The organism is Nostoc sp. UIC 10607, from assembly GCF_047228265.1.
Taxonomy (GTDB): domain Bacteria; phylum Cyanobacteriota; class Cyanobacteriia; order Cyanobacteriales; family Nostocaceae; genus Nostoc; species Nostoc foliaceum_A.
In genome coordinates this window covers 103,124-123,642 of record NZ_JBIQNW010000001.1, presented here as the reverse complement: position 1 = coordinate 123,642, position 20,519 = coordinate 103,124, and the positions used below count along the sequence as shown (strand labels likewise).

Sequence of the window (20,519 nt, the reverse complement as noted above, 5' to 3'; positions counted from 1 at the left end):
AGAAAACCAACGAACGCATAATACCCTTTGGATTGTTCTTTTCTGATACAACAGTTATTAAATAAAAATTTTTATTGAGACAGTCATTAACAGTTATCAGTTGTGCTCCAGAGTTAAGTTACACAAAACAATTAGTGTAAAAATGGAAACATTATATTACGTAAAAGATGGTGGTGCTGGGACATGGTGAGAGTATTTGATAATTTCTTTGCTTCATCGCGTCTTATTTCAGGTTTTGTGCCTCACCCACTCTCCCAATCGACCTTTGCCAAATTGGTGTGAGATTATTGTATGTTTATTACTACAATTACTATTGATGCTAGATAATGGGAAAGCTTTGACATTTGCTTGCCAATCTAGCCCGGAAACAATAACTAAGACTTATGCGAACTCACTATTGCGGCGAACTCCGAAAAGAACATATTGGAGAAACTGTTACCTTTTACGGATGGATAGACCGTCGCCGCGATCATGGTGGTGTGATATTTTTAGATTTACGCGATCGCTCTGGAATTGTCCAAATCGTCAGCGATCCGCAACGCACCCCAGATTCTTACGAACATGCAAACGCCCTGCGAAATGAATATGTTGTCGAAATCACTGGTAGGGTAACACAACGTCCCGAAGAATCGTTGAATACCCGCATCCCAACAGGCGAGGTAGAAATCTACGCCGAAAAAATTAAACTCCTCAATGCTGTCCGTAAACAGTTACCTTTCCAAGTTTCCATAGCTGACACTGAGACAGTGCGGGAAGACTTGCGGCTGAAATATCGTTATTTGGATTTGCGACGCGAACGCATGGCGCAAAATTTGCAACTGCGTCATCAAATTGTCAAAGCTATGCGTCGTTATCTGGAAGATTTGGAAGGTTTTATCGAAGTCGAAACCCCAATACTTACCCGTTCTACCCCAGAAGGGGCGCGGGATTATGTTCTACCCAGTCGCGTCAATCCTGGTGAGTGGTATGCTTTGCCGCAATCACCCCAGCTATTTAAACAATTGCTGATGGTATCCGGCTTGGACAGATATTATCAGATTGCCCGTTGCTTTCGTGACGAAGACTTACGCGCCGACAGACAACCTGAATTCACCCAATTGGACATGGAAATGAGCTTCATGTCTCAAGAAGAAATTATCGAACTGAATGAAAATTTAGTTTGCCATATCTTTAAAACCGTTAAAGGCATTGAGTTACAGCGTCCTTTCCCCCGTCTTACTTACGCTGAGGGGATGGAACGCTACGGTAGTGATAAACCAGATACACGCTATGGTTTGGAATTAGTTGATGTCTCAGATATTGTCAAAGACTCTGGTTTCAAAGTCTTTCGGGACACTGTTACAAATGGTGGGATCGTCAAAATCTTACCCATTCCCAACGGTAACGATGTAATTTCTAATGTCCGTATTAAACCAGGCGGTGACTTATTTAAAGAAGCTAGCGAAGCCGGTGCTAAAGGTTTAGCTTATATCCGTGTTAGGGATGATGGCGAAATTGACACTATTGGCGCGATTAAAGACAACCTCAGCGAAGAACAAAAAGAAGAAATTTTACGCCGTACAGGTGCTAAAGCTGGACATCTGCTGTTGTTTGGGGCTAGTGATACTGCTACAGTTAATAAAACTTTAGATAGATTACGGCAAGCGATCGCTAAAGAGTTTGGTTTAATTGATCCAGAAAAAACCAACTTGCTGTGGATTACAGATTTCCCAATGTTCGAGTGGAATGCTGACGAAAAACGTCTAGAAGCACTACACCACCCATTTACAGCACCGCATCCTGATGATTTGAGCGACTTAAAAACTGCACGCGCCCAAGCTTACGACTTGGTACTTAACGGCGTGGAAGTTGGCGGCGGAAGTCTGCGGATTTATCAGCGAGAAATTCAACAGCAAGTGTTTGAAGCTATTGGTTTATCTCCTGAAGAAGCACAAAATAAATTTGGCTTTCTGTTAGAAGCATTTGAATATGGTACACCACCGCATGGTGGCATCGCCTACGGTTTAGATCGTTTGGTAATGTTGCTAGCTGGAGAAGAATCTATTCGAGATGTCATTGCTTTTCCGAAAACACAACAAGCGCGTTGTTTGTTAACAGATGCACCTTCGAGTGTAGATGCTAAACAGTTGAAAGAATTGCACGTTGCTTCAACTTATAAACCAAAGTCTTAACAAAGCGCAAGGGGAGCACAGAAAGTTAAAGTAAGTCTTTATAGCTCAGTTCCTCTCTAACTCTTCTGTTATGTTTATTATGCTCCCTTTGCTTTTCATCAATTGTTGAACTATATTCTAATAGAGGCTCTAAACACTCTAAATGTTCTTTTTCTCCATTTTCATAAATTATGATGTAATGATCATTGGTCATTCTATGGATAGCGTAATACTCAAGATACTCAGCATCATCTTTTATCCCAAAAATAAAATTTATCTTCCAACCAGCTTGAAAAATTGAACCTTTCTGACGCTTTTGTCTATTCTCTTCTGGCAAGGTAATTTTCCATTTAGAAAAATATTTATTAAATTCATTCGTAATTGCATCCATCTTTATATCCATTAGCCGAAGTCCTAGTGTAACTCCAGTACAAGTAGGGTGGGCAATGCTGATTAATTAATTGAATTGAGAAAGCAAATATTTTTCTTGGTTTCATCTACCATTTAGCTTAACAGAGCAGCATTGCATATAAATTATAAGGATAATCAATGGAAGTTTTTTTAGTTAATATTAATCATCTTGAAAGTGTTGCAGTACTATTTGATCGGTACCGTGTTTTTTACAATCAGGCATCAAACCTTGAAGCTGCCAAGGAGTTTCTTAAAGAACGTTTTAAAAATAATGACTCGGTAGTGTTTGCAGCCAGTGACAATGGGGAATTAGTTGGATTTACTCAGCTTTATCCCAGCTTTTCTTCAGTGTCGATGAAACGACTATGGATATTGAACGATTTGTATGTGGAAGAGTCGTATCGGCGAAAGGGAATTGCAAAGTTATTGATGAGTGTTGCAGAAGAATACGCAAAAGAGAGTGGAGCCATTCGAGTAATTTTAGCTACTCAAATTTCTAACATAACCGCGCAAAAACTCTATGAAGCGCGAGATTACATTAAGAATGAAGAGTTTAACCATTACGCTTTGCGCTTGCAATAATGGATGACATTAAATTGGGCGTGAGCAGAACGAGCTGAATAAGAGCAAAAAGTTAAAGAAGCTTCTCTGCAACGGGCTGAACGCTTGGCGACACAGTTACGAGCCTTGGGTGTTGAACCGGAAGTGTGAGGGTGTGGAATGGGGAGTAAGGAGTGGATTTCTTGATCTCCCGATTATTAGCCACGAAAGTTATCTCATTTCCCTCCTAAATCAAAACCAAATTATCCCGATGAATAACTGTTTCCGCACCGACATAGCCTAAAATCGTAGGAATTTCCCGTGAATGGCACCCACAAATTTTTTGCAGCTGATCGCTGTTGTAATTGACAAGTCCTCTGGCAATTTCGTTACCATTGGTGTCACACAATTGCACAGCGTCCTGTGTGTCAAACTCTCCTTCTACTGCCTGAATTCCAGCAGCTAATAACGATTTTCCCGCTAGAGAAATTGCTGCGATCGCACCTTCATCTAGATACAGTTTACCCGCAGGTACAAGTCCGTAAGCTATCCAACGTTTACGCGCTGAAGTTGGTTCAGGTTGCGGTTCAAAATGCGTCCCAATAAGTTCACCTTGGATAATTTTTTCTATATTTCTGGGAAATCGCCCTTGGGTAATTACGGTACGCACTCCAGCCGCAATGGCAATTCTCGCAGCCGAAATTTTTGTCACCATACCGCCAGTCCCCCACTGAGAACCTTGGGAACCTGTTTGTATTTGTAATTGAGCTAATTCCTTAATGCTACTCACTAAAGCGATCGGCCGAGCATCTGGCACGGAACGCGGATCGGCTGAGTACAGCCTATCGACATCGGTGAGCAAAAATAGCCAATCTGCTTCTACGAGACTGGCAACCAATGCCGAAAGGGTATCATTATCACCAAATTTTAGTTCGTCTATTGCTACGGTATCATTTTCATTGACTATGGGGATCACTCCCAGTCCCAACAGTTCCTGAAAAGTGTTGTAGGCGTTGAGATAGCGGCTGCGCTGTACCAAGTCACTGCGAGTCAGTAATACTTGAGCGATCGGCTGTTGTAACGTAGTAAATAAATCATCATACACACGTATTAGCCTGCCTTGTCCAACTGCTGCTACAGCCTGTTTTAGTGCGATCGCCTTGGGCCGTTCAGTTAAGCCCAACCGCGCACAGCCCACCCCCACAGCACCAGAAGAAACCAAAATCACCCGGTGTCCCTGGTGTCTTAAATGGCAGAGTGTTTCCGCCAAGGTAGCGATTGTAGAAAGTGCTAATTGTCCCGTTTCTGGTTGAGTTAGGCTAGAAGTGCCGATTTTGACAACAATTGTTAATGACATCTAAAAAGTGAGGAGTTAAGAGTGAGGAGTTAGGAGGTGAATTTAATTCATAACTCAAAACTTCTAACTCCTAACTAAATTTATAAAGCGCCAATCCCTCTATAGTGAAGGCTGACGCTTTACGGGCTTATATTTATTTTGTATGCTGTAGGGTCTTTTTTGGCTGACCCCATGTTATTAATACTTATGATCCCCGATTTTTGGATTCCAGTAAGATTTCTTAACCATTTCTTTAGATTTACTTTCCTGACGGTTTCTCAACTTTTGTGAATCTTGGTTTTCTTAGGGGTAATAGAGGCTCCCAGAATTTCAGATATCCAAACTTCAAAGTTGCGGATGGGATGAGAGCGGAGGGCCGCGTCGGCATGAACAATCGGTTCGACTAAAATGGTAAACATTCCCAGGCGATTACCTGCTAAAACATCGGTAAACAAGCGATCGCCTACCATCCCTACTTGATGCACTGGTAGATCCATTCCCCTAAGTGCTGCCTTAATTTTACGTCGGGAAGGCTTGGCTGCACCCAAATAGTAAGGTAGATTAAGCGATCGCGCAATTCCACCAATTCGCGCTTCACTCAGGTTGTTACTCACCAAGCACAATGCAGTACAGGTGCGAATTTGTTCCACCCAATGTTGTAGTTCTGGGGAAGCAAGCCCTACTCTAAAGGGTACTAAGGTTTCATCTACATCCAATACCAACCCCTTAAGACCGTATTTTTGGATAATATCTGGTGTTAGGTTCAACACTGAACCTTCTAAAATCAAGTCAGGCTGTAAAAGATTGTTCCAGGTCATAGTAAACAGTCAAATTTAAGTAGCTCTAGACAAATGAGCATAACCCAATATAGTTTAGTTAGTCGAACGTCATCCTGGAATATCTCCTTGAACATTTTGAGATAAAATTTATCAAATCTTATCTATCTCTTTGATGTAATAATTACTCAAATTAATAAATATATCGTTTTCTTCTAACTTCAAAAACTTCCAAATATCCCCGGTTGTTACCGCGCCATAAATTTTTTTAATTTCATTTCCTTCGTGTTGATTAAATAACTGTGCTGCCAACCTTGCCGCCGCACATTGACCTAATCCACCTCTAATATTTTCATTTTTGGCTTCAATAATAACCACTACAGGTATATTAATTGTTAATTACTCTTTAGAAAGACTGATGATCAAGTCACAAAAGCCATTCAGACCTTTTTCTAAATTTACATTAAAATCTGTTCCTAAAAATAAACTAATTGGATAATTAGCCCTGCGTCTTACCTCCAATAAGATCGGAGTAATAATCATTTCTGAACGAGCTTTCTCAGTATTAATTGGTAAAGCCAGTTCTATCGTTTCTTCTAAATAATTTGTGAGTTTCTCGCTTGGCTGTAAAGGTTCTATGTCGGCACATAAATCAGTTTCTTCATCAATGTGGATGCTGAATGACTTTTTAAATTTACTTAATGTAAAGTCACAATAAGCCATTTTCAGCACCTCATACCAATTTTGGATTTTAGATAATTGAATTGGAAATCAAGACCAAAATGCTTTTTCTAGAATCTTAAACAATACTAATTGTCCCAATTTAATGTCAATGTTTCATTGCTTCCACATTTAATGGGACATAGTAAAAAGTTTCGGTAGATTTTGATTACAATGAAAATTTTCAATTAAAAAATTCAAAATGTAACATTTTCATTTTGAATTTTTAATCTTATTCCACTTCATTAAAAAGATGTTCCTCTAACAGAGGTTGCACTTTGCGAAACTCTTCTGGAGAGAGTAATTCAGGTTCACCTGTTTTAGCTATTCGTGCAAAAAACAACAGGGGATCAAGGGGTGTATAAATTGCATACTCCTGATCTTCATCATAAAAGCTAGCAAGTAGCTGTAATTGTTCTGGCTCTAAATCTGCCTCTTCGTCTTCGATTTCTAAGGTGAAGAGTTCTGATTCTTCAACTGGCGGTAAATCACCTGCAACTGTTAGAGCATAGGCTGTATTTTTCAAGATCAGGTTCTGCTCAGATAGTACAGCTTGGGCAGTAGCAAAAATCTGCTCAATAATGGTGTCATCTTCTACCAGAACTGCTTCTTCTTCCTCACCGTCACCTTCCCAAGAAAAAATTTCTACAGGTGAGTCTACAGGAAGAAGTAAAACGTATTCTTGTCCATCTACTTCGAGGGAATGCTCTATGTAACATTCAAGCGATCGCCCTTTGTCATCGGTTAAAGTGATGGAACCCGCATGAGCGTTATCATTTTCTTCAGGAAATGGAGAGGAAAACATAGCCGAAATTTAGAAATTTAATAAATACCAGCAACTTTGAAAATCGCTTAACTATTTCATGACATATATATAATGTCAACTAAATAGCTTTATACGTAGATACAACTGCTGGCTAATCGTTTTCAGAATATCATGTTAAAAGGTATCAATATTCAATAGCCGCAACTGAACTGCGGGAACTAGCACGCTTAACATCCAGCCATTGTTGCAAAATCAAAGCGGCTGCTTTGCGGTCAATCAAACCTTTATGGCGTGACGGAGAGCGGTTCTCAGCTATCAGCAGTTGCTCTGCTTGAAATGAAGTTAATCGCTCATCCATATATTCCACAGGCAGTTTCAGTGCTCTAGCAAGTCTTGTAGTAAATTTCTGAACTTGACGCGCCTGAAATCCCAGTGAGCCATCCATTGAATAAGGTAAGCCCATAACTAGGATTTGCACCTCGCGTTCATTAACTATTTGCCGGATTTGCTCGACATCCTGCTCAAAAGATGTGCGCTCAATTGTGGTGATCCCCGTGGCTATTAAACCAGTGCGATCGCACCCTGCCACACCAATTCGCTTGCGACCAAAATCTAGCCCCAATGCTGAAATAAACGGTTTTGGTTGCTCCTGGGATATCACGCTAATTCTCCTGCTGTGCATCTGCTGATTCAGAAATCGGCGATGCTTCCCTGCTAGGATTTTTTCCCGAAAAGTTAATCGGTTCTGACTTGCTTGGCAGTGGTTTATCTGACGATGGCAACTTTCCTGGTTGTATCCATGACATCCCACCTGGTATTGGTTTACGAGCAGGTTGCAAACCTTGTAGCATATCAGTCCACTGAATTCCTTCTAAAGAGACGAATTTAGACTCCCGTAGCTTGTGCCACACAGAGCGAGACATAACTAATGTATGTTCTATGCGTTTTGCCCCGATTCGTTCCAAATACTCTTCTCGCTCTGCCTGATAGTCAGAGGAAGCTAGTTGCAACCCTTGCTGGGGAAAATCTTGGGCAATACGAGCCAGTTGAGATAGTAATTCTGGATACAGCCAGGTGTAAGCAGGATGAACTGTCAGTGTTGCAACGTGGGGAACTTCACCCTTACGGTCTAGTTGCACTTGAAAATAACCGATCGCAGCTTTGCGTTGGGGTTCAAATACGTAACCGCTGACTACTTCTGTTTTGGTCAGCCATTGCTTCACTGCATCAGTTAAAGCACCGAACAAGCTGGTTTTAAAGTCACGGGTATTACGGTCAAAAACCTGACGCACCAAAGGTGGCATCGATGCCGTATCTAATTGATATAGCAACTGGGCATCAGCATTACTCACTGGCAATAGATTGGGCAAGTCTGGCTCTGCTTGTGCTAATTCAGCCAGTAATTCTGGTTCAATTTCCCAGTATGTCATTTCTGCCAGACGCTGGAATCCATTTTGTCGATATAGTGCCAGCGCCTCAATGTCATTGATGTTAACTTCCAGTAGCCAAGTGCGAGCTTCCAAAATCGATTCAAAGCAATGACGCAAAAGTTGCGAACCAATTCCTTGTTTATCGACACCACGCTCTAACAACACTTGATCAATTCGCCAAGTGCTGCGTGTCCGGTTAAAGGGTGACACTTGAATCATCCCTAATAGCATCCGCCCTTGCTCTGCTACATAGGCACAAAGGCGATACTGAAGCGGGTTAGGAAACCAACTCAAAAATTTGAGTAATCCATACCAGCGACGCAGCCTTTGCATCTGGCTAATGGCAAAACCTGCTCGCTTGGGAGTGAGGGCTGCGAATGACTCTTGAGTTATGCGCTCAATGCCGTCCAAATCCCGGTATTGGACTGGTCGGATAACAACGCTGAGGTTTCTGGGAAGTAATGAAGTCATTTTTATTCGAGCCGCTATTTAGCCTTAACTAACTGCTCTTCAAAGGAACTGCTGCAATAATAATATTAACTACTTTCTGCCCCTTACTATTGCGCCAAAAGGGTGATTTTAGTAACTTAATACTTAAAAAAAGCAGAAAAAGCAGACCTTGTGAGAACACCATTGGCATTAACCCAACAACATCTGCCTTTATTTTATTTGAATTTTGATTAAAATTTGTATATATTTATAGCCCTTGTCGAGAAACTAGCTTTTCAAAGTGGGCTTGGGTTTGATGGAGTAATTGCTGGCGACTATCTACCAGCGTTTGTTTCAGGGTTGGAACAAGATTGCGAGCTTGCAGAGTCATGTGAAGTTGCAGATTGGCGACATATTCACTGAAATCTTGATTCATTTCATCTGCGCCCGCATCCGTTAATAAATTTGATTCCATTGCCACTGTGTTCTCCTGTGTTAATCCTGTGCTGTCTCTCTTCATGACCAAAAATTATCATGTTGTTTGGACTAACTTCTTGATTTGCAATGAAGTTTAACGCTTCTTAGGAATAGGATAGCGATCGCAGTAGTGTTTTCATCTGCCCATTAAAATCTCAAACCAACACCACCCTGCACAGAGATAGCTGTACCACTGCTATCACGGTAGGCATCAAAAGCAATGATGGCGTTGCCAAAAAGGACAGTATTGCTATTTGGGATCATATAATCAATGCCCGGTTGTAAAGCAAAACTGATTTTGTCGCCTACAGGAGAAGATCCACCACCACCAGCCAATACTAACCCAGCACCCAGGTAGGCATCAGCTTGCCAGTTAAGGGGGAAATCGTAGGAAACTGTTGGCACAACTGCCGTATTATTACCAATTAACACTTGGGCACGCAGTGAAATTGGTGCTTCTAGAAGCTTGTAGCGACCCGCTATAACCCCCCCCAATTGGATACCATCAGTAAAGCCAATAGTGGGGCCTATACCGATATAACTACCATAGGCCACTTGAGCTTGTGCTGGTTTCGTACTCGCCAGACTCAAGACCAAGCCAGCCGCCAAAACTGAAACCAAATATGGAATATGCTTCATAACCCAACTCCTCATACCAATTAGTCATTAGTCATGGGGTTATGGGGCATTGGTTATTTCCTGCCCCCCTGCTCCCCATCCCATTCTACGGGCAACGGGGATGAATGCCTCCTTGAGTACAAATGTAAGCTAATTGCTTGGCATCTAAATTTTTGGCTTGGGAAAAATCAACGCCTTGGACTACAGCAGATACTGAGCCTAAATCTGGAGTCTGGACAAATTGATCTGCTGGGTCTTGTTTGCTAGGAGCGAGAATTGCCCCTTTAAAATCTGCTCCGGCCACATTTGCCCCCCGTAAATCTGCAAGGCTCAGGTCGGCATTTTGCAAGTTAACGTTTTCCATCTGGGCAGAACGCAAAACAGCACCAGCTAGACGAGTGGCACTGAGGTTAGCATTGCTGAGATTAGCACGATCCAAATAGGCTCCTGATAAATCTGCTCCTTGCCAATCAGTGTTAGTTAAGTTGGCAAAGGATAATTGTGTTCCTATAGCAGTAACGCGACCTAAACGGGCAGCGTATAGATTGGCTTCGTTCAATTTGGCATCACCTAAATCAGCCCCAGTTAAGCTCGCTTTTTCCAAAACTGCGTTTCGCAAATCGGCTCCTACTAGTTGAGTGCTGTTGAGTTTAGCGTCAAATAGACGCGCGTTGGATAAATTGGCTCTGTTGAGAGTGGCGCGGCTCAAATCAATCCGGTTCATCAAAACACGACTGAGGTTAGCATCAGTAAGATTGGCTTGCTGCAACTGAGCTTGACTTAAATCAGCCATCACATCGTCGTAGGTATCCCAGCGTCCATCTTCACCCGCACCCCGAAAGCGGCTACCCTTAAAGCTGGCTTGGTTAAGATTTGCAGATTTAAACTTAACCCCTGATAAATCAAGGTTGTCTAGTACCAAGTTGAAGAAGGAACTTCCTGGAGTACCGCTTTGACCTAATTGGGTGCTGCTAAGGTCAACGCCCTGGATTTTACCGCTGTAAACAGAGAGAATCTTGTTGATCGTCCGCTGGTTTCTTTGTAGCCGCCCTTGCCGCAATTCTCGTTCTTGAGTTGCAGTGCTGCCTACAGACTCCAGTTCGCTAACCAGAAACTGATTCTTATTTTTTAATTCCGGGATGGCTTGGGGCCCGACAGTTGTCAAAGCTTGTTGAATCGTATCCAGGAGGCTGGGGTTGGTTTCAGTAACCAAGAGACCCGCCAGAAATTTAATGGACTGTGGATCATTAAGACCACCCATAGCCAGAATTGCACTTTGGCGTTGCTCATTAGTCGCCCCAGAGTTGGGAGTTAATTGTTTAACAAGTTCGAGGAACTGTTGGCTGTTGATTTGCTTGGTTGCTCGCTGGGATTGTTGAATTTGGATATAAACTTGAGTTCCTATTAAAGTTGCCAACACAGCAGTCATACTCGTCAGCCCTACCCCAAACAAAGTCAGATTAGGGTTTTGCTGTATCCGCCGCCACAGATTAGGCGACTGGTTGGTTTGGGCTGCCGCTAATTCTTCTCCCTCCTGCCATTCTTCTGCTTGATCATTACCGTCAGCAGACTGAGCTTGTCTATTGCTAGGTAAGAGCGCATCTATTGTATAAGTACCTGCAAGTTGATCGTGCAGTGCGCGACGGCCCCGGCGCGACGGTAAGCCTATCCCTTCACCCACAATCATTAACAAAGACAAAAATGTGAATAATCCTAAATTAGGAAAAGCAAAGCTGTAACGCCACAGCAGATAGGCAATGGAAATGGGTACAGTCCAACGCCCAACTCCTTCTCTAATCACAACTGCTCCCAAACCAGGAGGTCTCCCTTGCTCGTTGACAACCCGCACTTTTAACCAACGTTTAGGAATTGTGCTACCAGTCTTAGCTAGTAAATATAATTGCCACCACGAGAGAGTTACAGGCGCTAATAGGGCGATTGTCCACAAAATATTAGTCGGCCATGCTACGTTACGGATGCCATAACTCACAGGCAAAGCTAAGGGTCGAGCGATCGCTCTTTCTGTGACTACTAGCACGGGATTAAGCGGTACTCGATTCAGATCGCTTCTAGAATTGGCATAGACACCAATGCCGAAGGGAATCAAACCACTGGTAACCACTAGTGTGATTTCAGCCGCCCAAGCAGTAAAACGCCTGCTTGCTAGCAGCAGCGAACTGGCTCTTTCTGGTCGTTTTGACTGACCAGATTGATTACTTCTTCTGACAATTGGTGTCGTCATCGTCTAATTCCCTTTGACATTATTTCTACGGCGCGATCGGCACAATTAAAATAGACTAAGCTAATCGGTAAAAAGAAAAGCATGTTGAAATAGAATTTAGAATTCATAAGTCAGGAGCCTTTTGTATTCTGGCTCCTGGCTCTAGGCAGAGTGCAAAGTAAATGCATATCAGCTTGTTACTTACGTTGAAAGCTACTAGACACAAAAAATTTGTATCCAACATACACTAACACTGCCAAAAGTGCCAGACTGATTACAGATGCAACCAGTTTAAACACTGCTTGCAGCAATGCCAAGCCTACTAGCACCGTCACACCCGAAACTACTAGTTTTTTCACCCCAGATAAACTGTTAAACCAAATCTGAAATCGCTCCAGTTGCAAGTTAAACTTGGCAAAAACAGACTGAGGCATCTGTTTTTGCTCTTGTGGTTGGGGAACCACTTTAGGCGAAGAATTAATCTCTGCCTCTAGGTTATTGAGGCGACGCTGCAAGTCTTCTTCTCTGTGAGGATTCATCAATCTTTTCTACCTCAGCTATATCACTTATTCCACAACAGACCAACCAAATTCTATTTTTGGTGGTTGTCTTAGTGATTTTAGCTAATGTCTGTGTGTGCAATACCTTTCTGGCAGGTAAAAATTATGTTTTTTTCTTGTTATCTGCTAACACATATTTTTTATTCAATATTATTACTTATTGAATATGTAAAAAATACAACTTTATTAATGGAAGCTAATTATACTGGTGACATATTTTCCTAGAAAAGCGATCGCCACCAAACACCATAGATGAGGTAATTTGCATGACCGAGCTAAAAACATTACTTTGCAACGTCTCTACACACATCAAAATATTTACAAAAAATCCTTAACTCAATGGTATTAGGTTATACGCTAGCTTTTGGAACCAAGATAGATTGATGTCGTCAATTAAATCAGACTGTATAACAATATTGCTCTAAAAAAATCTGGAGCACTAATTAAAATGAAAACGCTTAGGCTACTTGTAATTGTTCCCACAGCTTTGGCGATGAGTTTGGTTTTCACCCAGGCCAATTGGGCACAGAGACCAACAATCCAAATTAATCGGAATTTCCAACCAGATCCACTGATTTTAAACGGAAATTCTGGGGGAACTGTCAAAAGTAACTGTGGCAATATTACTACAGAACCCAATCAAGTTATCCAGGTTACAGAGTCACTACCTTATTTGCGATTAACAGTAGAGAGTCAAGGGAAGCCAACACTGTTGATCGACGGGCCTGGAGGGCGCTTTTGTGTAATGGCAGATAGCTACTCTGGAGGCAAACCAGAACTTTCTGGTTATTGGCAAGAAGGAAAATACTCGCTGTATGTGGGCGAACTATCCAAACAAGAGTATCGCTACATCCTCTCGATCTCGCAAAAAAATAAATAGTCATTAATCATTTATTCTTTGCTAATGACTAATGACTAATGACTAATGACCAATGACCAATGACTAATCTTCCAATGATTGGGCTGTAACTTCGACAGCAGTGACATCAATTGTGCCTTCTGGTGTGAAGCGCTGAAAATGACTATTTTGTACTAACAGTGATTCGCCACAGTTAGGACACTGCAACTGACTGTTGTTTAAACCTGTAAATTCATGTCCACAGACGGGGCACTGGTCAGCAATCAAGTTGCGTTGCAGCCACCAACGAAAGCCAAAAAAAGCCACAATAGGTGCTAACAACAGCAACCCGAAAATAATTAGCAATGAATTAACCAACCAACCCAAGCCCAGTGATGCCAGTAACCAAATAACTGCCAGCAGGGTGAGCCAAGGGCGGAGATTTAAAAGATTCAATTGAAATGACTTAAAGCTCATTTTTTAAATGTCGTCCTGCTCTCCTTCTAGGATAGCTATTTTAGTCATTGGTCATTTGTCATTTGTCATTTGGACTTCATCACTGAGGATACAAGCATTTTTTGCAAGTGCTGTTGGAAGGCATCTATGCCAAACAGAGCGATCGCTTGTTCTCGTAGCCACCCTCCATCACAGCGCTGGTCATCCCCTTGAAGCATTTCTATACAAGCAGCTGCTACAGCATCAGGACTGCGGTGCGGTACTCGCCATCCCAGTTTACCATCTTGCAAGGGGTCAGCGGAGCCATCGTCGTCACCGGATAATACAGGTACTCCACAAGCCATTGCCTCTAGATAAACAATGCCAAAGCCTTCTTGCGAAGGCATAATATAGGCATCAGCAAGGCGGTAATGTTCCATTAATTCTTCTGTAGCAACGAAACCAGCAAACACAACGCGATCGCTTACACCTAAATCTTTTGTTAGCTGCACCAATCGCGGTTGGTCATCACCACGACCAATTACCAAATATTTCACTTCTGGCAAAACCTGAGCGATTTGTGGTAATGCCCGAATCGTTACATCTACACCTTTGTAAATATCTCCTGACCATAACCGCGCTACTGTCATTAACACCTTAGTGCCAGTTAAGCCATACTTCTGAACTAATTCTGGCTGCTTGGAACCAGGAGTAAATTTATCCCCATCAATTGCACAAGGCATCATCTGTACCATTTTCGGGTTTAGACCATTAGCAGCACAAGCGCGATCGCGGCTGTAGCGACTAATTGTCCAAATTCCAGCTGCTGATGTTAGGGCGCGGCGTTCTTGATTTTTCAGCGGCTCCCAGACTTCTTTACCGTAAGTTAGTACGGTGTAAGGAATCCCCAAGGGCTGGCAAAGAGTTTGTACTAATACTGCTAAGTTAATATGGCCACAGAAAACTTGCTGTGGACGGCTTTGCAACAGACATTTAAGCAAAGCTGCTGCCATTTGCAGTCTCCCTATTTGGGGAGACTGATTTTTAAAGTAATGAAATTTTAAGTTATCGTCTTCAAACGGATTTAAACTATCAGGACTGTCTCGCAGTAAAAAGACTTCTGCCTTATTGGTTTGGCTTAATCCCAGATAGGCGCGAAAAATATCTTTTATATATGATTGAATACCACCTTCGTGGGCAAAAATTTCTAAAAACACGAAGACATGCTTAGTTTTTTTGTTAATTTTATTACCTAACTTGAGGTTTTCTGTCACTGTAGTGATGTGCATGTTAGGTTATTTACACTCGCGGTAAGGGCGCGATGCCTGCGGCAAGGACTTCATCCAACGCACCATTTTGTAACCGCTCTAAATCTGTTTTTACCATTTTTTCCAAAAGTTCCTCAAAGCTCACTTGGGGTTCCCAGTCGAGGTTTCTTTTAGCTTTACTGGGGTTAGCTACTAGTTGAAAATGCTCATCTTGTCGCAATAAGCTAGTATCTATGACCACATACTGCGTCCAATTCAAGCCTACAGACTCAAAAGCTGTGGCAACTAAATCTCTTACACTGTGCAGTTTACCTGTGCCAATCACATATTCTTCTGGTTCGTCAACTTGCAACATTAGCCACATTGCTTCTACATAATCACCCGCAAAACCCCAATCGCGTTTTGCATCCAGATTACCCATTTTTAAGGTGTCAGTCAAACCCAATTTAATCGATGCAGCCGCTAAAGAAACTTTGCGTGTAACAAACTGAGGAGCGCGTAGAGGAGACTCGTGATTATATAAAATTCCACTACAGGCAAATAGTCCATAGCGCTGTCTGTGATGCACCATAGTCCAGTGGGCGTGCATCTTGGCCGCAGCATAGGGATTTTTAGGACGAAAAGGGGTTTCTTCATCTTGAGGCGAAATAAATACATCGCCAAACATTTCTGAACTACTGGCTTGATAGAATCTGGTAGACAAACCAACTTTTCGTACTGCTTCCAAAAGCCTGGTAGCCGTACCAGTTATTAGATCCAGGGTTCCCAATGGGTCGTTCCAAGAGTCGGGTACAAAACTAGGAGCCGCCAAATTGTAAATTTCTTGGGGACGCAGTTGTTCAACTGCGGTAAACAGTGCTGCATTATCCCTCAAGTCAACCGTAAAAATTTCTACTTGATTTGCCAGTGTTCCCAGTTTTGTCAAATTAGGTTGTCGATGCGGGGGGACTAATCCCACAACTCGGTAACCCCGGTTGAGCAGCAGATGGCTGAGATAGTAGCCATCTTGACCAGTTATTCCTGTAATTAGGGCTGTCTTAGCCATATTTTGTCCCCTACTCCCTCTATCTCTTTAAGCAAAAAATGGCACTTGTTGGAGAACAAAAAATAAGGCTCTCAACACTGCTGACAAATCTTAACAAGGGAGTTAGTGTAACTCGAATGCTATCTTTACTGGATTCACTAACTCTTTTTATACAACAATATTCTTTGGTGGTTTACAAAAAACTCATAAAAACTAAGCAATTTCACTTAAAAAAGATATTACCTCAATCCATATTTTATTGAAAAACGAGTATACTTTTATCAATCAAATAACTATATATCTAACTAGAGACTTCTTGTGCTCATGCTTCTGTTTTAAGATGAGTGGCTCAAAACTAGGGTGGAAGAAGCTATGCATTAGCGGAGTCTCTCGTAGAGAAGCATCTTTGATAGGAGAAGTTCTGTTTGTCTTACTCCTCAATGCTGCATTTACTAGAGAAGAAAAGCCTCGCACACTGCTGGTACTGCTTCCATAGGTTCTGCTTTTGCTTAAAACCCAAAATTGGCATCGGAAGTATTCTCAACTTTCTTCACCCTTGACTGCTTCACTTTTACTTTTGTGCTTCTACAGAGTATTTGACGATGAGAAGGCAATTTCTACCATCTGCACCACGTTCGTATACAACCCGATCAGCCAACCGCCGCAGGAGGAACCATCCATACCCGCCTACTTGCAGAGTACCTGGGGCTGGCTCTGCGATCGCATCAGGATTGAAAGGTTTTCCATAATCCCAAATTCTAATCTCTAGTCGGTCAATCCACAGAAAAACGTTAATCTCAATGGTTGTTTCTGGCGGTAAAGCATGATGAGCGTGACGAACAGCGTTGGTAAAACCTTCTGCTAATGCTAAATTCAGGCGATCAAGTTGGGTTTTTGACCAGCCAAGTTGAGACAAATGTTGCAGACAAAATTGCTCGAACCATTCTTGCACCTGGTTTAGGAGACTGAGTTCGCTCTTAACCGTCAGATGGTCTTGCTGCACTATGCTAAGCATTAACTGTGACTTAAATATAAGTAAACCCAAGTTGCTAGTTATTAAATTTTGCGAATACTGCAAAATTTCTCTGATAGAACAAAATCTAAATTGGTATATTCTGTGTACCAAAATACAAAACATGAGCGATTTTGGCATTTCGAGGGTTGTAACTAGCAACTTACGTTAAGTAAGTGAAAAATGTTTGTATTTGATGACTTTTGGTGATTTTAGATTTTTGGAATAGCTTTTCCATCCAAAACTTCAGATCCCAGATGCAATCTGAACTATTAAAATTGACGCCTGTTAATTTTTTTCAAAAGCAAATCTTACTTATGCTTTTGAAACTCACAGGCGTCAAAGCACTTTGTGGTGACTAATTTAGAATAGTCCCAAGGTCAAAGATTTATCCAATGGCAAGGCAGCACCAATACCCAGCCACACGGTGACAAGGGTACCGAAGAGGAATACTGTGGTTGCAACTGGACGGCGGAAGGGGTTTTGGAACTTGTTTACGTTCTCAATAAAGGGAACGAGGATTAGACCCACTGGTACAGAACCCATTGCTAACACTCCTAAAAGTTTGTTAGGAAGCGATCGCAAAATCTGGAAAACTGGATACAAGTACCACTCTGGTAGAATTTCCAATGGTGTCGCGAAAGGATTTGCTGGTTCACCTGTCATTGCGGGATCTAGCACAGCTAGAGCCACAATCGCAGCGAACGAACCCATGATCACGATTGGAAAGACATAAAGTAGGTCATTAGGCCAAGCGGGTTCACCATAGTAGTTGTGACCCATGCCTTTAGCGAGTTTGGCTCTTAACTGAGGATCGCTCAGGTCAGGTTTTTTTTGTGTTGCCATTTTGAAATGTGCTCTCCTGCTTAAGTTAAATTAAAGCATTTGTGAAAGCTATCAGCTACTAGGCAACCAACAGGGGGCAAACAGTATTTTTTATCTCCGGTTAGCCGCCTGGAGGTTCTCTACAACTTTAGGCTTCAGATACAAGTGTTTGTTTTTTGGAACTTATGTGCAATTAATTTCTTTTGTTTCATAAGTTTAGAACAAACGACTTGATCTGAAAACTGACAAATATTGCCTTTCGCTAATAGCTGAGATTACAAAGGACCGGAAATGCCTTGCTTGCGGATCATTAAGAAGTGAAACAGCATGAAGACTGCAATCAACCAAGGCAGCACAAATGTGTGTGCGCTATAGTAACGAGTTAGTGTCGCTTGACCAACACTCGAACCGCCGCGCAGCAGGTCGGATATCAGAACGCCAACTACGGGAATTGCTTCTGGTACACCGCTAACGATTTTCACAGCCCAGTAGCCAACTTGATCCCAAGGTAGGGAATAGCCGGTGACTCCAAAGGAAACTGTAATCACAGCTAGGATGACACCACTTACCCAGGTCAGTTCGCGGGGCTTTTTGAAACCACCTGTAAGATAAACCCGGAAGACGTGCAAAATCATCATCAATACCATCATGCTGGCAGACCAGCGATGGATGGAGCGAATTAGCCAACCGAAGTTTACTTCAGTCATGATGTACTGCACTGAGGAGAAAGCTTCAGTTACTGTTGGCCTGTAGTAGAACGTCATGGCAAATCCAGTAGCAAACTGGATGAGAAAGCAAACCAGGGTAATTCCACCCAGGCAGTAGAAGATGTTGACGTGGGGAGGGACGTACTTGCTAGTGACGTCTTCGGCAAGTGCCTGAATCTCCAGGCGTTCCTCAAACCAGTCGTAAACGTTGGCCATACAATCTCAAGTTCCTAAAAGTCGGTTGCGGTTGATAAATCCCGAAGTTCTAAATCGGCGACTAAAATTCTGATGGTTCCAAGCCTCGACATCCTGCGGGTTCGCCCAAGGGGTTACCGCAGGCTAGAGTAACAGCAGAATTGTCTACGGACTTCTCAGAAGCCGCCTCTCAGACTTCTCTCCCAATTAGCAATTTTGGGATTTTAGTAAAGGCGAGTTTTTTGGAAAGCTTGTCAGCTTTCAGCGTGCTAAGAGTCTTCAGAAACTTTACACTCTGTAAAGAAGGAATATATTGCGATCTCTTTACGCCCCTGCACAGAAAATGGTGGACACAAAGTAGATTTTATCCTTTGGTGAGTGGATACAACGCATCAGTTGACTGAACAACTTGATGAGAGAAATGCACCACTTCTATAAAAAAAGTAACATAATCGAGAGATAGATTTCATCAACAACAGGGGAAGTGGGCATTTCTAGGCAATTTGGGTTGAGGTGGAATTGATAATGGGGTTCATGAACAAACAAGTCTTTCAGGTTGGATTTTCGTTGTTAATGGCGTTTTGGTTGGGGTTTGGTACGCTTACCCAGCCAGCAATCGCTTTGACGGGCGAACAAAAGCTGGTTTCCGAAGTTTGGCGAATTGTTAATCGCACTTATCTAGATGAGACATTTAATCATCAAAACTGGGCGGCTGTGCGGCAAAAGGTTTTGGAGAAGCCGCTGTCGGACTCAAATGCCAGTTATGCGGCAATTGTGAAGATGCTCAAGAGCCTCGATGACCCTTTTACCCGTTTTTTAGACCCGGAACAGTACCGCAGCTTACAGGTCAATACTTCTGGGGAACTTACTGGTGTAGGATTGCAAATTGCCCTGAATCCTGAGACTGGGAAGTTGGAAGTCGTGGCTCCCATAGCAGGTTCGCCAGCAGATAAAGCAGGGATTAGACCACGCGATCGGATTCTCAAAATTGAAGGCATTTCCACAAAAAATCTTACCCTAGATGAAGCTGCGACTAAAATGCGCGGGCCGAGTGGTAGCGTTGTCACTCTCCTCATCGAACGGGATGGAGAGGCAGAAACCGAAATTAGACTGACACGCGATCGCATTGCCCTAAATCCTGTGGTCTCCGAATTGCGTGTTTCCACTGAGGGTACGCCCATAGGCTACCTTCGCCTCACTCAATTCAATGCCAACGCCTCAACGGAATTGGCGCATGCTATTTCTAGTCTAGAAAAAAAAGGCGCTGCTGCCTACATTCTGGATTTACGAAATAATCCTGGGGGACTATTGCAATCAGGAATTGAAATTGCCCGTCTATGGTTAGATTCCGGCACGATTGTCTACACTGTTAATCGACAAGGCATTCAAGGTAGTTTTGAAGCCTTTGGGCCAGCCCTAACGAACGATCCTCTCGTTATTTTAGTGAATCAAGGGACTGCTAGTGCTAGTGAAATTCTCGCCGGCGCACTCCAAGATAACGGTCGTGCCCAGTTAGTAGGTGAAACCACTTTTGGAAAGGGTCTAATTCAATCTTTATTTGAATTATCAGATGGTTCGGGTTTGGCAGTCACAATTGCTAAGTATGAAACTCCTCAACACCGGGATATTAACAAATTAGGTATTAAGCCGGATAAAGTGATTTCCCAAGCAGCCATCACCCGTGAACAGATTGGTACCGAAGCGGATCTGCAATATCAAGCAGCAATGGAAATTTTAGTTAAAAACTCCTTGGTGGCGGGAAAGACATAAAAAGTCTGGGG

Annotated in this window: 20 protein-coding genes and 1 pseudogene; 4 read left to right on the top strand and 17 right to left on the bottom strand. The window is 42.5% G+C overall.

All coding sequences use genetic code 11. The features are described 5' to 3' along the window. The first annotated feature begins 383 nt into the window (after window positions 1-383). On the top strand, window positions 384-2,171 hold the full coding sequence (gene aspS, locus ACEYW6_RS00520) for an aspartate--tRNA ligase (RefSeq protein WP_412978216.1): 1,788 nt from the start codon (window positions 384-386) through the stop codon (window positions 2,169-2,171). A gap of 25 nt (window positions 2,172-2,196) precedes the next feature. Here the strand turns inward: aspS and ACEYW6_RS00515 are convergent, their stop codons facing one another. Beyond that, window positions 2,197-2,553, bottom strand: coding sequence for a hypothetical protein (locus ACEYW6_RS00515; protein ID WP_412978215.1), 357 nt, complete (start codon window positions 2,551-2,553; stop codon window positions 2,197-2,199). 146 nt (window positions 2,554-2,699) lie between these two features. Here ACEYW6_RS00515 and ACEYW6_RS00510 point away from each other — a divergent pair, with 146 nt between their 5' ends. Beyond that, window positions 2,700-3,143 carry a GNAT family N-acetyltransferase gene (locus ACEYW6_RS00510; RefSeq protein ID WP_412978214.1) on the top strand — a complete coding sequence of 148 codons (444 nt, stop codon included), beginning with the start codon at window positions 2,700-2,702 and terminating at the stop codon, window positions 3,141-3,143. Between the two features lie 205 nt (window positions 3,144-3,348). Here ACEYW6_RS00510 and proB read toward each other — a convergent pair whose 3' ends face one another. The 10 genes and pseudogenes from proB to ACEYW6_RS00460 all read right to left on the bottom strand — a co-directional run bounded on the left by proB (window position 3,349) and on the right by ACEYW6_RS00460 (window position 12,413). Next, on the bottom strand, window positions 3,349-4,458 hold the full coding sequence (proB, locus tag ACEYW6_RS00505) for a glutamate 5-kinase (RefSeq protein ID WP_412978213.1): 1,110 nt from the start codon (window positions 4,456-4,458) through the stop codon (window positions 3,349-3,351). Between the two features lie 257 nt (window positions 4,459-4,715). After that, complete coding sequence (locus ACEYW6_RS00500; protein ID WP_412978212.1) at window positions 4,716-5,255, bottom strand: YqeG family HAD IIIA-type phosphatase; 540 nt, start codon at window positions 5,253-5,255, stop codon at window positions 4,716-4,718. A gap of 111 nt (window positions 5,256-5,366) precedes the next feature. Then, window positions 5,367-5,936: pseudogene (locus ACEYW6_RS00495) on the bottom strand (hypothetical protein). A gap of 229 nt (window positions 5,937-6,165) precedes the next feature. Next, window positions 6,166-6,738 (bottom strand): DUF3727 domain-containing protein, encoded by a 573-nt coding sequence (locus ACEYW6_RS00490; RefSeq protein WP_190896729.1) that lies wholly within the window; start codon window positions 6,736-6,738, stop codon window positions 6,166-6,168. A 145-nt stretch (window positions 6,739-6,883) separates the two neighbouring features. Then, window positions 6,884-7,381 (bottom strand): Holliday junction resolvase RuvX, encoded by a 498-nt coding sequence (ruvX, locus tag ACEYW6_RS00485; RefSeq protein ID WP_412978211.1) that lies wholly within the window; start codon window positions 7,379-7,381, stop codon window positions 6,884-6,886. After that, the gene (locus tag ACEYW6_RS00480) at window positions 7,362-8,600 is read right to left on the bottom strand and encodes an N-acetyltransferase family protein (protein ID WP_412978210.1); all 1,239 of its coding nucleotides are present in this window, start codon (window positions 8,598-8,600) and stop codon (window positions 7,362-7,364) included. The genes ruvX and ACEYW6_RS00480 overlap by 20 nt, the downstream gene beginning before the upstream one ends. 226 nt (window positions 8,601-8,826) lie before the next feature. Further along, the gene (locus ACEYW6_RS00475; protein ID WP_190896752.1) at window positions 8,827-9,033 is read right to left on the bottom strand and encodes a hypothetical protein; all 207 of its coding nucleotides are present in this window, start codon (window positions 9,031-9,033) and stop codon (window positions 8,827-8,829) included. 149 nt (window positions 9,034-9,182) lie between these two features. Continuing rightward, the gene (locus ACEYW6_RS00470; protein WP_190896722.1) at window positions 9,183-9,674 is read right to left on the bottom strand and encodes a hypothetical protein; all 492 of its coding nucleotides are present in this window, start codon (window positions 9,672-9,674) and stop codon (window positions 9,183-9,185) included. 85 nt (window positions 9,675-9,759) lie between these two features. Next, complete coding sequence (locus tag ACEYW6_RS00465) at window positions 9,760-11,895, bottom strand: pentapeptide repeat-containing protein (RefSeq protein ID WP_412978209.1); 2,136 nt, start codon at window positions 11,893-11,895, stop codon at window positions 9,760-9,762. Between the two features lie 176 nt (window positions 11,896-12,071). After that, window positions 12,072-12,413 carry a hypothetical protein gene (locus ACEYW6_RS00460; protein ID WP_412978208.1) on the bottom strand — a complete coding sequence of 114 codons (342 nt, stop codon included), beginning with the start codon at window positions 12,411-12,413 and terminating at the stop codon, window positions 12,072-12,074. Window positions 12,414-12,882: 469 nt separating this feature from the next. Between ACEYW6_RS00460 and ACEYW6_RS00455 the strand changes: the two genes are divergently transcribed. Then, on the top strand, window positions 12,883-13,314 hold the full coding sequence (locus ACEYW6_RS00455; RefSeq protein WP_412978207.1) for a hypothetical protein: 432 nt from the start codon (window positions 12,883-12,885) through the stop codon (window positions 13,312-13,314). Between the two features lie 63 nt (window positions 13,315-13,377). On the opposite strand, the gene ACEYW6_RS00450 is transcribed toward ACEYW6_RS00455, so the two are convergent. From ACEYW6_RS00450 to petB, 6 genes are all read right to left on the bottom strand, one after another. Further along, entirely contained in the window at window positions 13,378-13,749 is a 372-nt protein-coding gene (locus tag ACEYW6_RS00450) for a hypothetical protein (protein WP_196510013.1), read from the bottom strand. Between the two features lie 65 nt (window positions 13,750-13,814). Continuing rightward, complete coding sequence (locus tag ACEYW6_RS00445; RefSeq protein ID WP_412978206.1) at window positions 13,815-14,996, bottom strand: glycosyltransferase family 4 protein; 1,182 nt, start codon at window positions 14,994-14,996, stop codon at window positions 13,815-13,817. 10 nt (window positions 14,997-15,006) lie between these two features. Further along, window positions 15,007-16,020, bottom strand: a complete 1,014-nt coding sequence (locus tag ACEYW6_RS00440; protein ID WP_412978205.1) for a GDP-mannose 4,6-dehydratase — start codon at window positions 16,018-16,020, stop codon at window positions 15,007-15,009. Between the two features lie 550 nt (window positions 16,021-16,570). Continuing rightward, a complete protein-coding gene (locus tag ACEYW6_RS00435) occupies window positions 16,571-17,014 on the bottom strand; it encodes an ATP-binding protein (protein ID WP_190896708.1) in 444 nt (147 codons plus the stop codon). Between the two features lie 360 nt (window positions 17,015-17,374). Then, window positions 17,375-17,857, bottom strand: coding sequence for a cytochrome b6-f complex subunit IV (petD, locus tag ACEYW6_RS00430; RefSeq protein ID WP_174710778.1), 483 nt, complete (start codon window positions 17,855-17,857; stop codon window positions 17,375-17,377). Between the two features lie 254 nt (window positions 17,858-18,111). Beyond that, on the bottom strand, window positions 18,112-18,759 hold the full coding sequence (petB, locus tag ACEYW6_RS00425; RefSeq protein WP_179064867.1) for a cytochrome b6: 648 nt from the start codon (window positions 18,757-18,759) through the stop codon (window positions 18,112-18,114). A gap of 504 nt (window positions 18,760-19,263) precedes the next feature. On the opposite strand from petB, the gene ctpA reads away from it, so the two are divergent. Then, complete coding sequence (gene ctpA, locus ACEYW6_RS00420; protein ID WP_412978204.1) at window positions 19,264-20,508, top strand: carboxyl-terminal processing protease CtpA; 1,245 nt, start codon at window positions 19,264-19,266, stop codon at window positions 20,506-20,508. Window positions 20,509-20,519 lie beyond the last annotated feature (11 nt).

Bases quoted from the DNA above. Each gene is read 5' to 3' on its own strand.
- ACEYW6_RS00450 (WP_196510013.1), bottom strand. From the start codon at position 13,749: ATGAGCTTTAAGTCATTTCAATTGAATCTTTTAAATCTCCGCCCTTGG.
- ACEYW6_RS00480 (WP_412978210.1), bottom strand. From the start codon at position 8,600: ATGACTTCATTACTTCCCAGAAACCTCAGCGTTGTTATCCGACCAGTC.
- aspS (WP_412978216.1), top strand. From the start codon at position 384: ATGCGAACTCACTATTGCGGCGAACTCCGAAAAGAACATATTGGAGAA.
- ACEYW6_RS00470 (WP_190896722.1), bottom strand. From the start codon at position 9,674: ATGAAGCATATTCCATATTTGGTTTCAGTTTTGGCGGCTGGCTTGGTC.
- ACEYW6_RS00445 (WP_412978206.1), bottom strand. From the start codon at position 14,996: ATGCACATCACTACAGTGACAGAAAACCTCAAGTTAGGTAATAAAATT.
- ACEYW6_RS00490 (WP_190896729.1), bottom strand. From the start codon at position 6,738: ATGTTTTCCTCTCCATTTCCTGAAGAAAATGATAACGCTCATGCGGGT.
- ACEYW6_RS00475 (WP_190896752.1), bottom strand. From the start codon at position 9,033: ATGGAATCAAATTTATTAACGGATGCGGGCGCAGATGAAATGAATCAA.
- ACEYW6_RS00455 (WP_412978207.1), top strand. From the start codon at position 12,883: ATGAAAACGCTTAGGCTACTTGTAATTGTTCCCACAGCTTTGGCGATG.
- ACEYW6_RS00515 (WP_412978215.1), bottom strand. From the start codon at position 2,553: ATGGATATAAAGATGGATGCAATTACGAATGAATTTAATAAATATTTT.
- ACEYW6_RS00460 (WP_412978208.1), bottom strand. From the start codon at position 12,413: ATGAATCCTCACAGAGAAGAAGACTTGCAGCGTCGCCTCAATAACCTA.
- petD (WP_174710778.1), bottom strand. From the start codon at position 17,857: ATGGCAACACAAAAAAAACCTGACCTGAGCGATCCTCAGTTAAGAGCC.
- ctpA (WP_412978204.1), top strand. From the start codon at position 19,264: ATGGGGTTCATGAACAAACAAGTCTTTCAGGTTGGATTTTCGTTGTTA.
- ACEYW6_RS00465 (WP_412978209.1), bottom strand. From the start codon at position 11,895: ATGACGACACCAATTGTCAGAAGAAGTAATCAATCTGGTCAGTCAAAA.
- ACEYW6_RS00500 (WP_412978212.1), bottom strand. From the start codon at position 5,255: ATGACCTGGAACAATCTTTTACAGCCTGACTTGATTTTAGAAGGTTCA.
- ACEYW6_RS00435 (WP_190896708.1), bottom strand. From the start codon at position 17,014: ATGCTTAGCATAGTGCAGCAAGACCATCTGACGGTTAAGAGCGAACTC.
- ACEYW6_RS00440 (WP_412978205.1), bottom strand. From the start codon at position 16,020: ATGGCTAAGACAGCCCTAATTACAGGAATAACTGGTCAAGATGGCTAC.
- petB (WP_179064867.1), bottom strand. From the start codon at position 18,759: ATGGCCAACGTTTACGACTGGTTTGAGGAACGCCTGGAGATTCAGGCA.
- ruvX (WP_412978211.1), bottom strand. From the start codon at position 7,381: ATGCACAGCAGGAGAATTAGCGTGATATCCCAGGAGCAACCAAAACCG.
- ACEYW6_RS00510 (WP_412978214.1), top strand. From the start codon at position 2,700: ATGGAAGTTTTTTTAGTTAATATTAATCATCTTGAAAGTGTTGCAGTA.
- proB (WP_412978213.1), bottom strand. From the start codon at position 4,458: ATGTCATTAACAATTGTTGTCAAAATCGGCACTTCTAGCCTAACTCAA.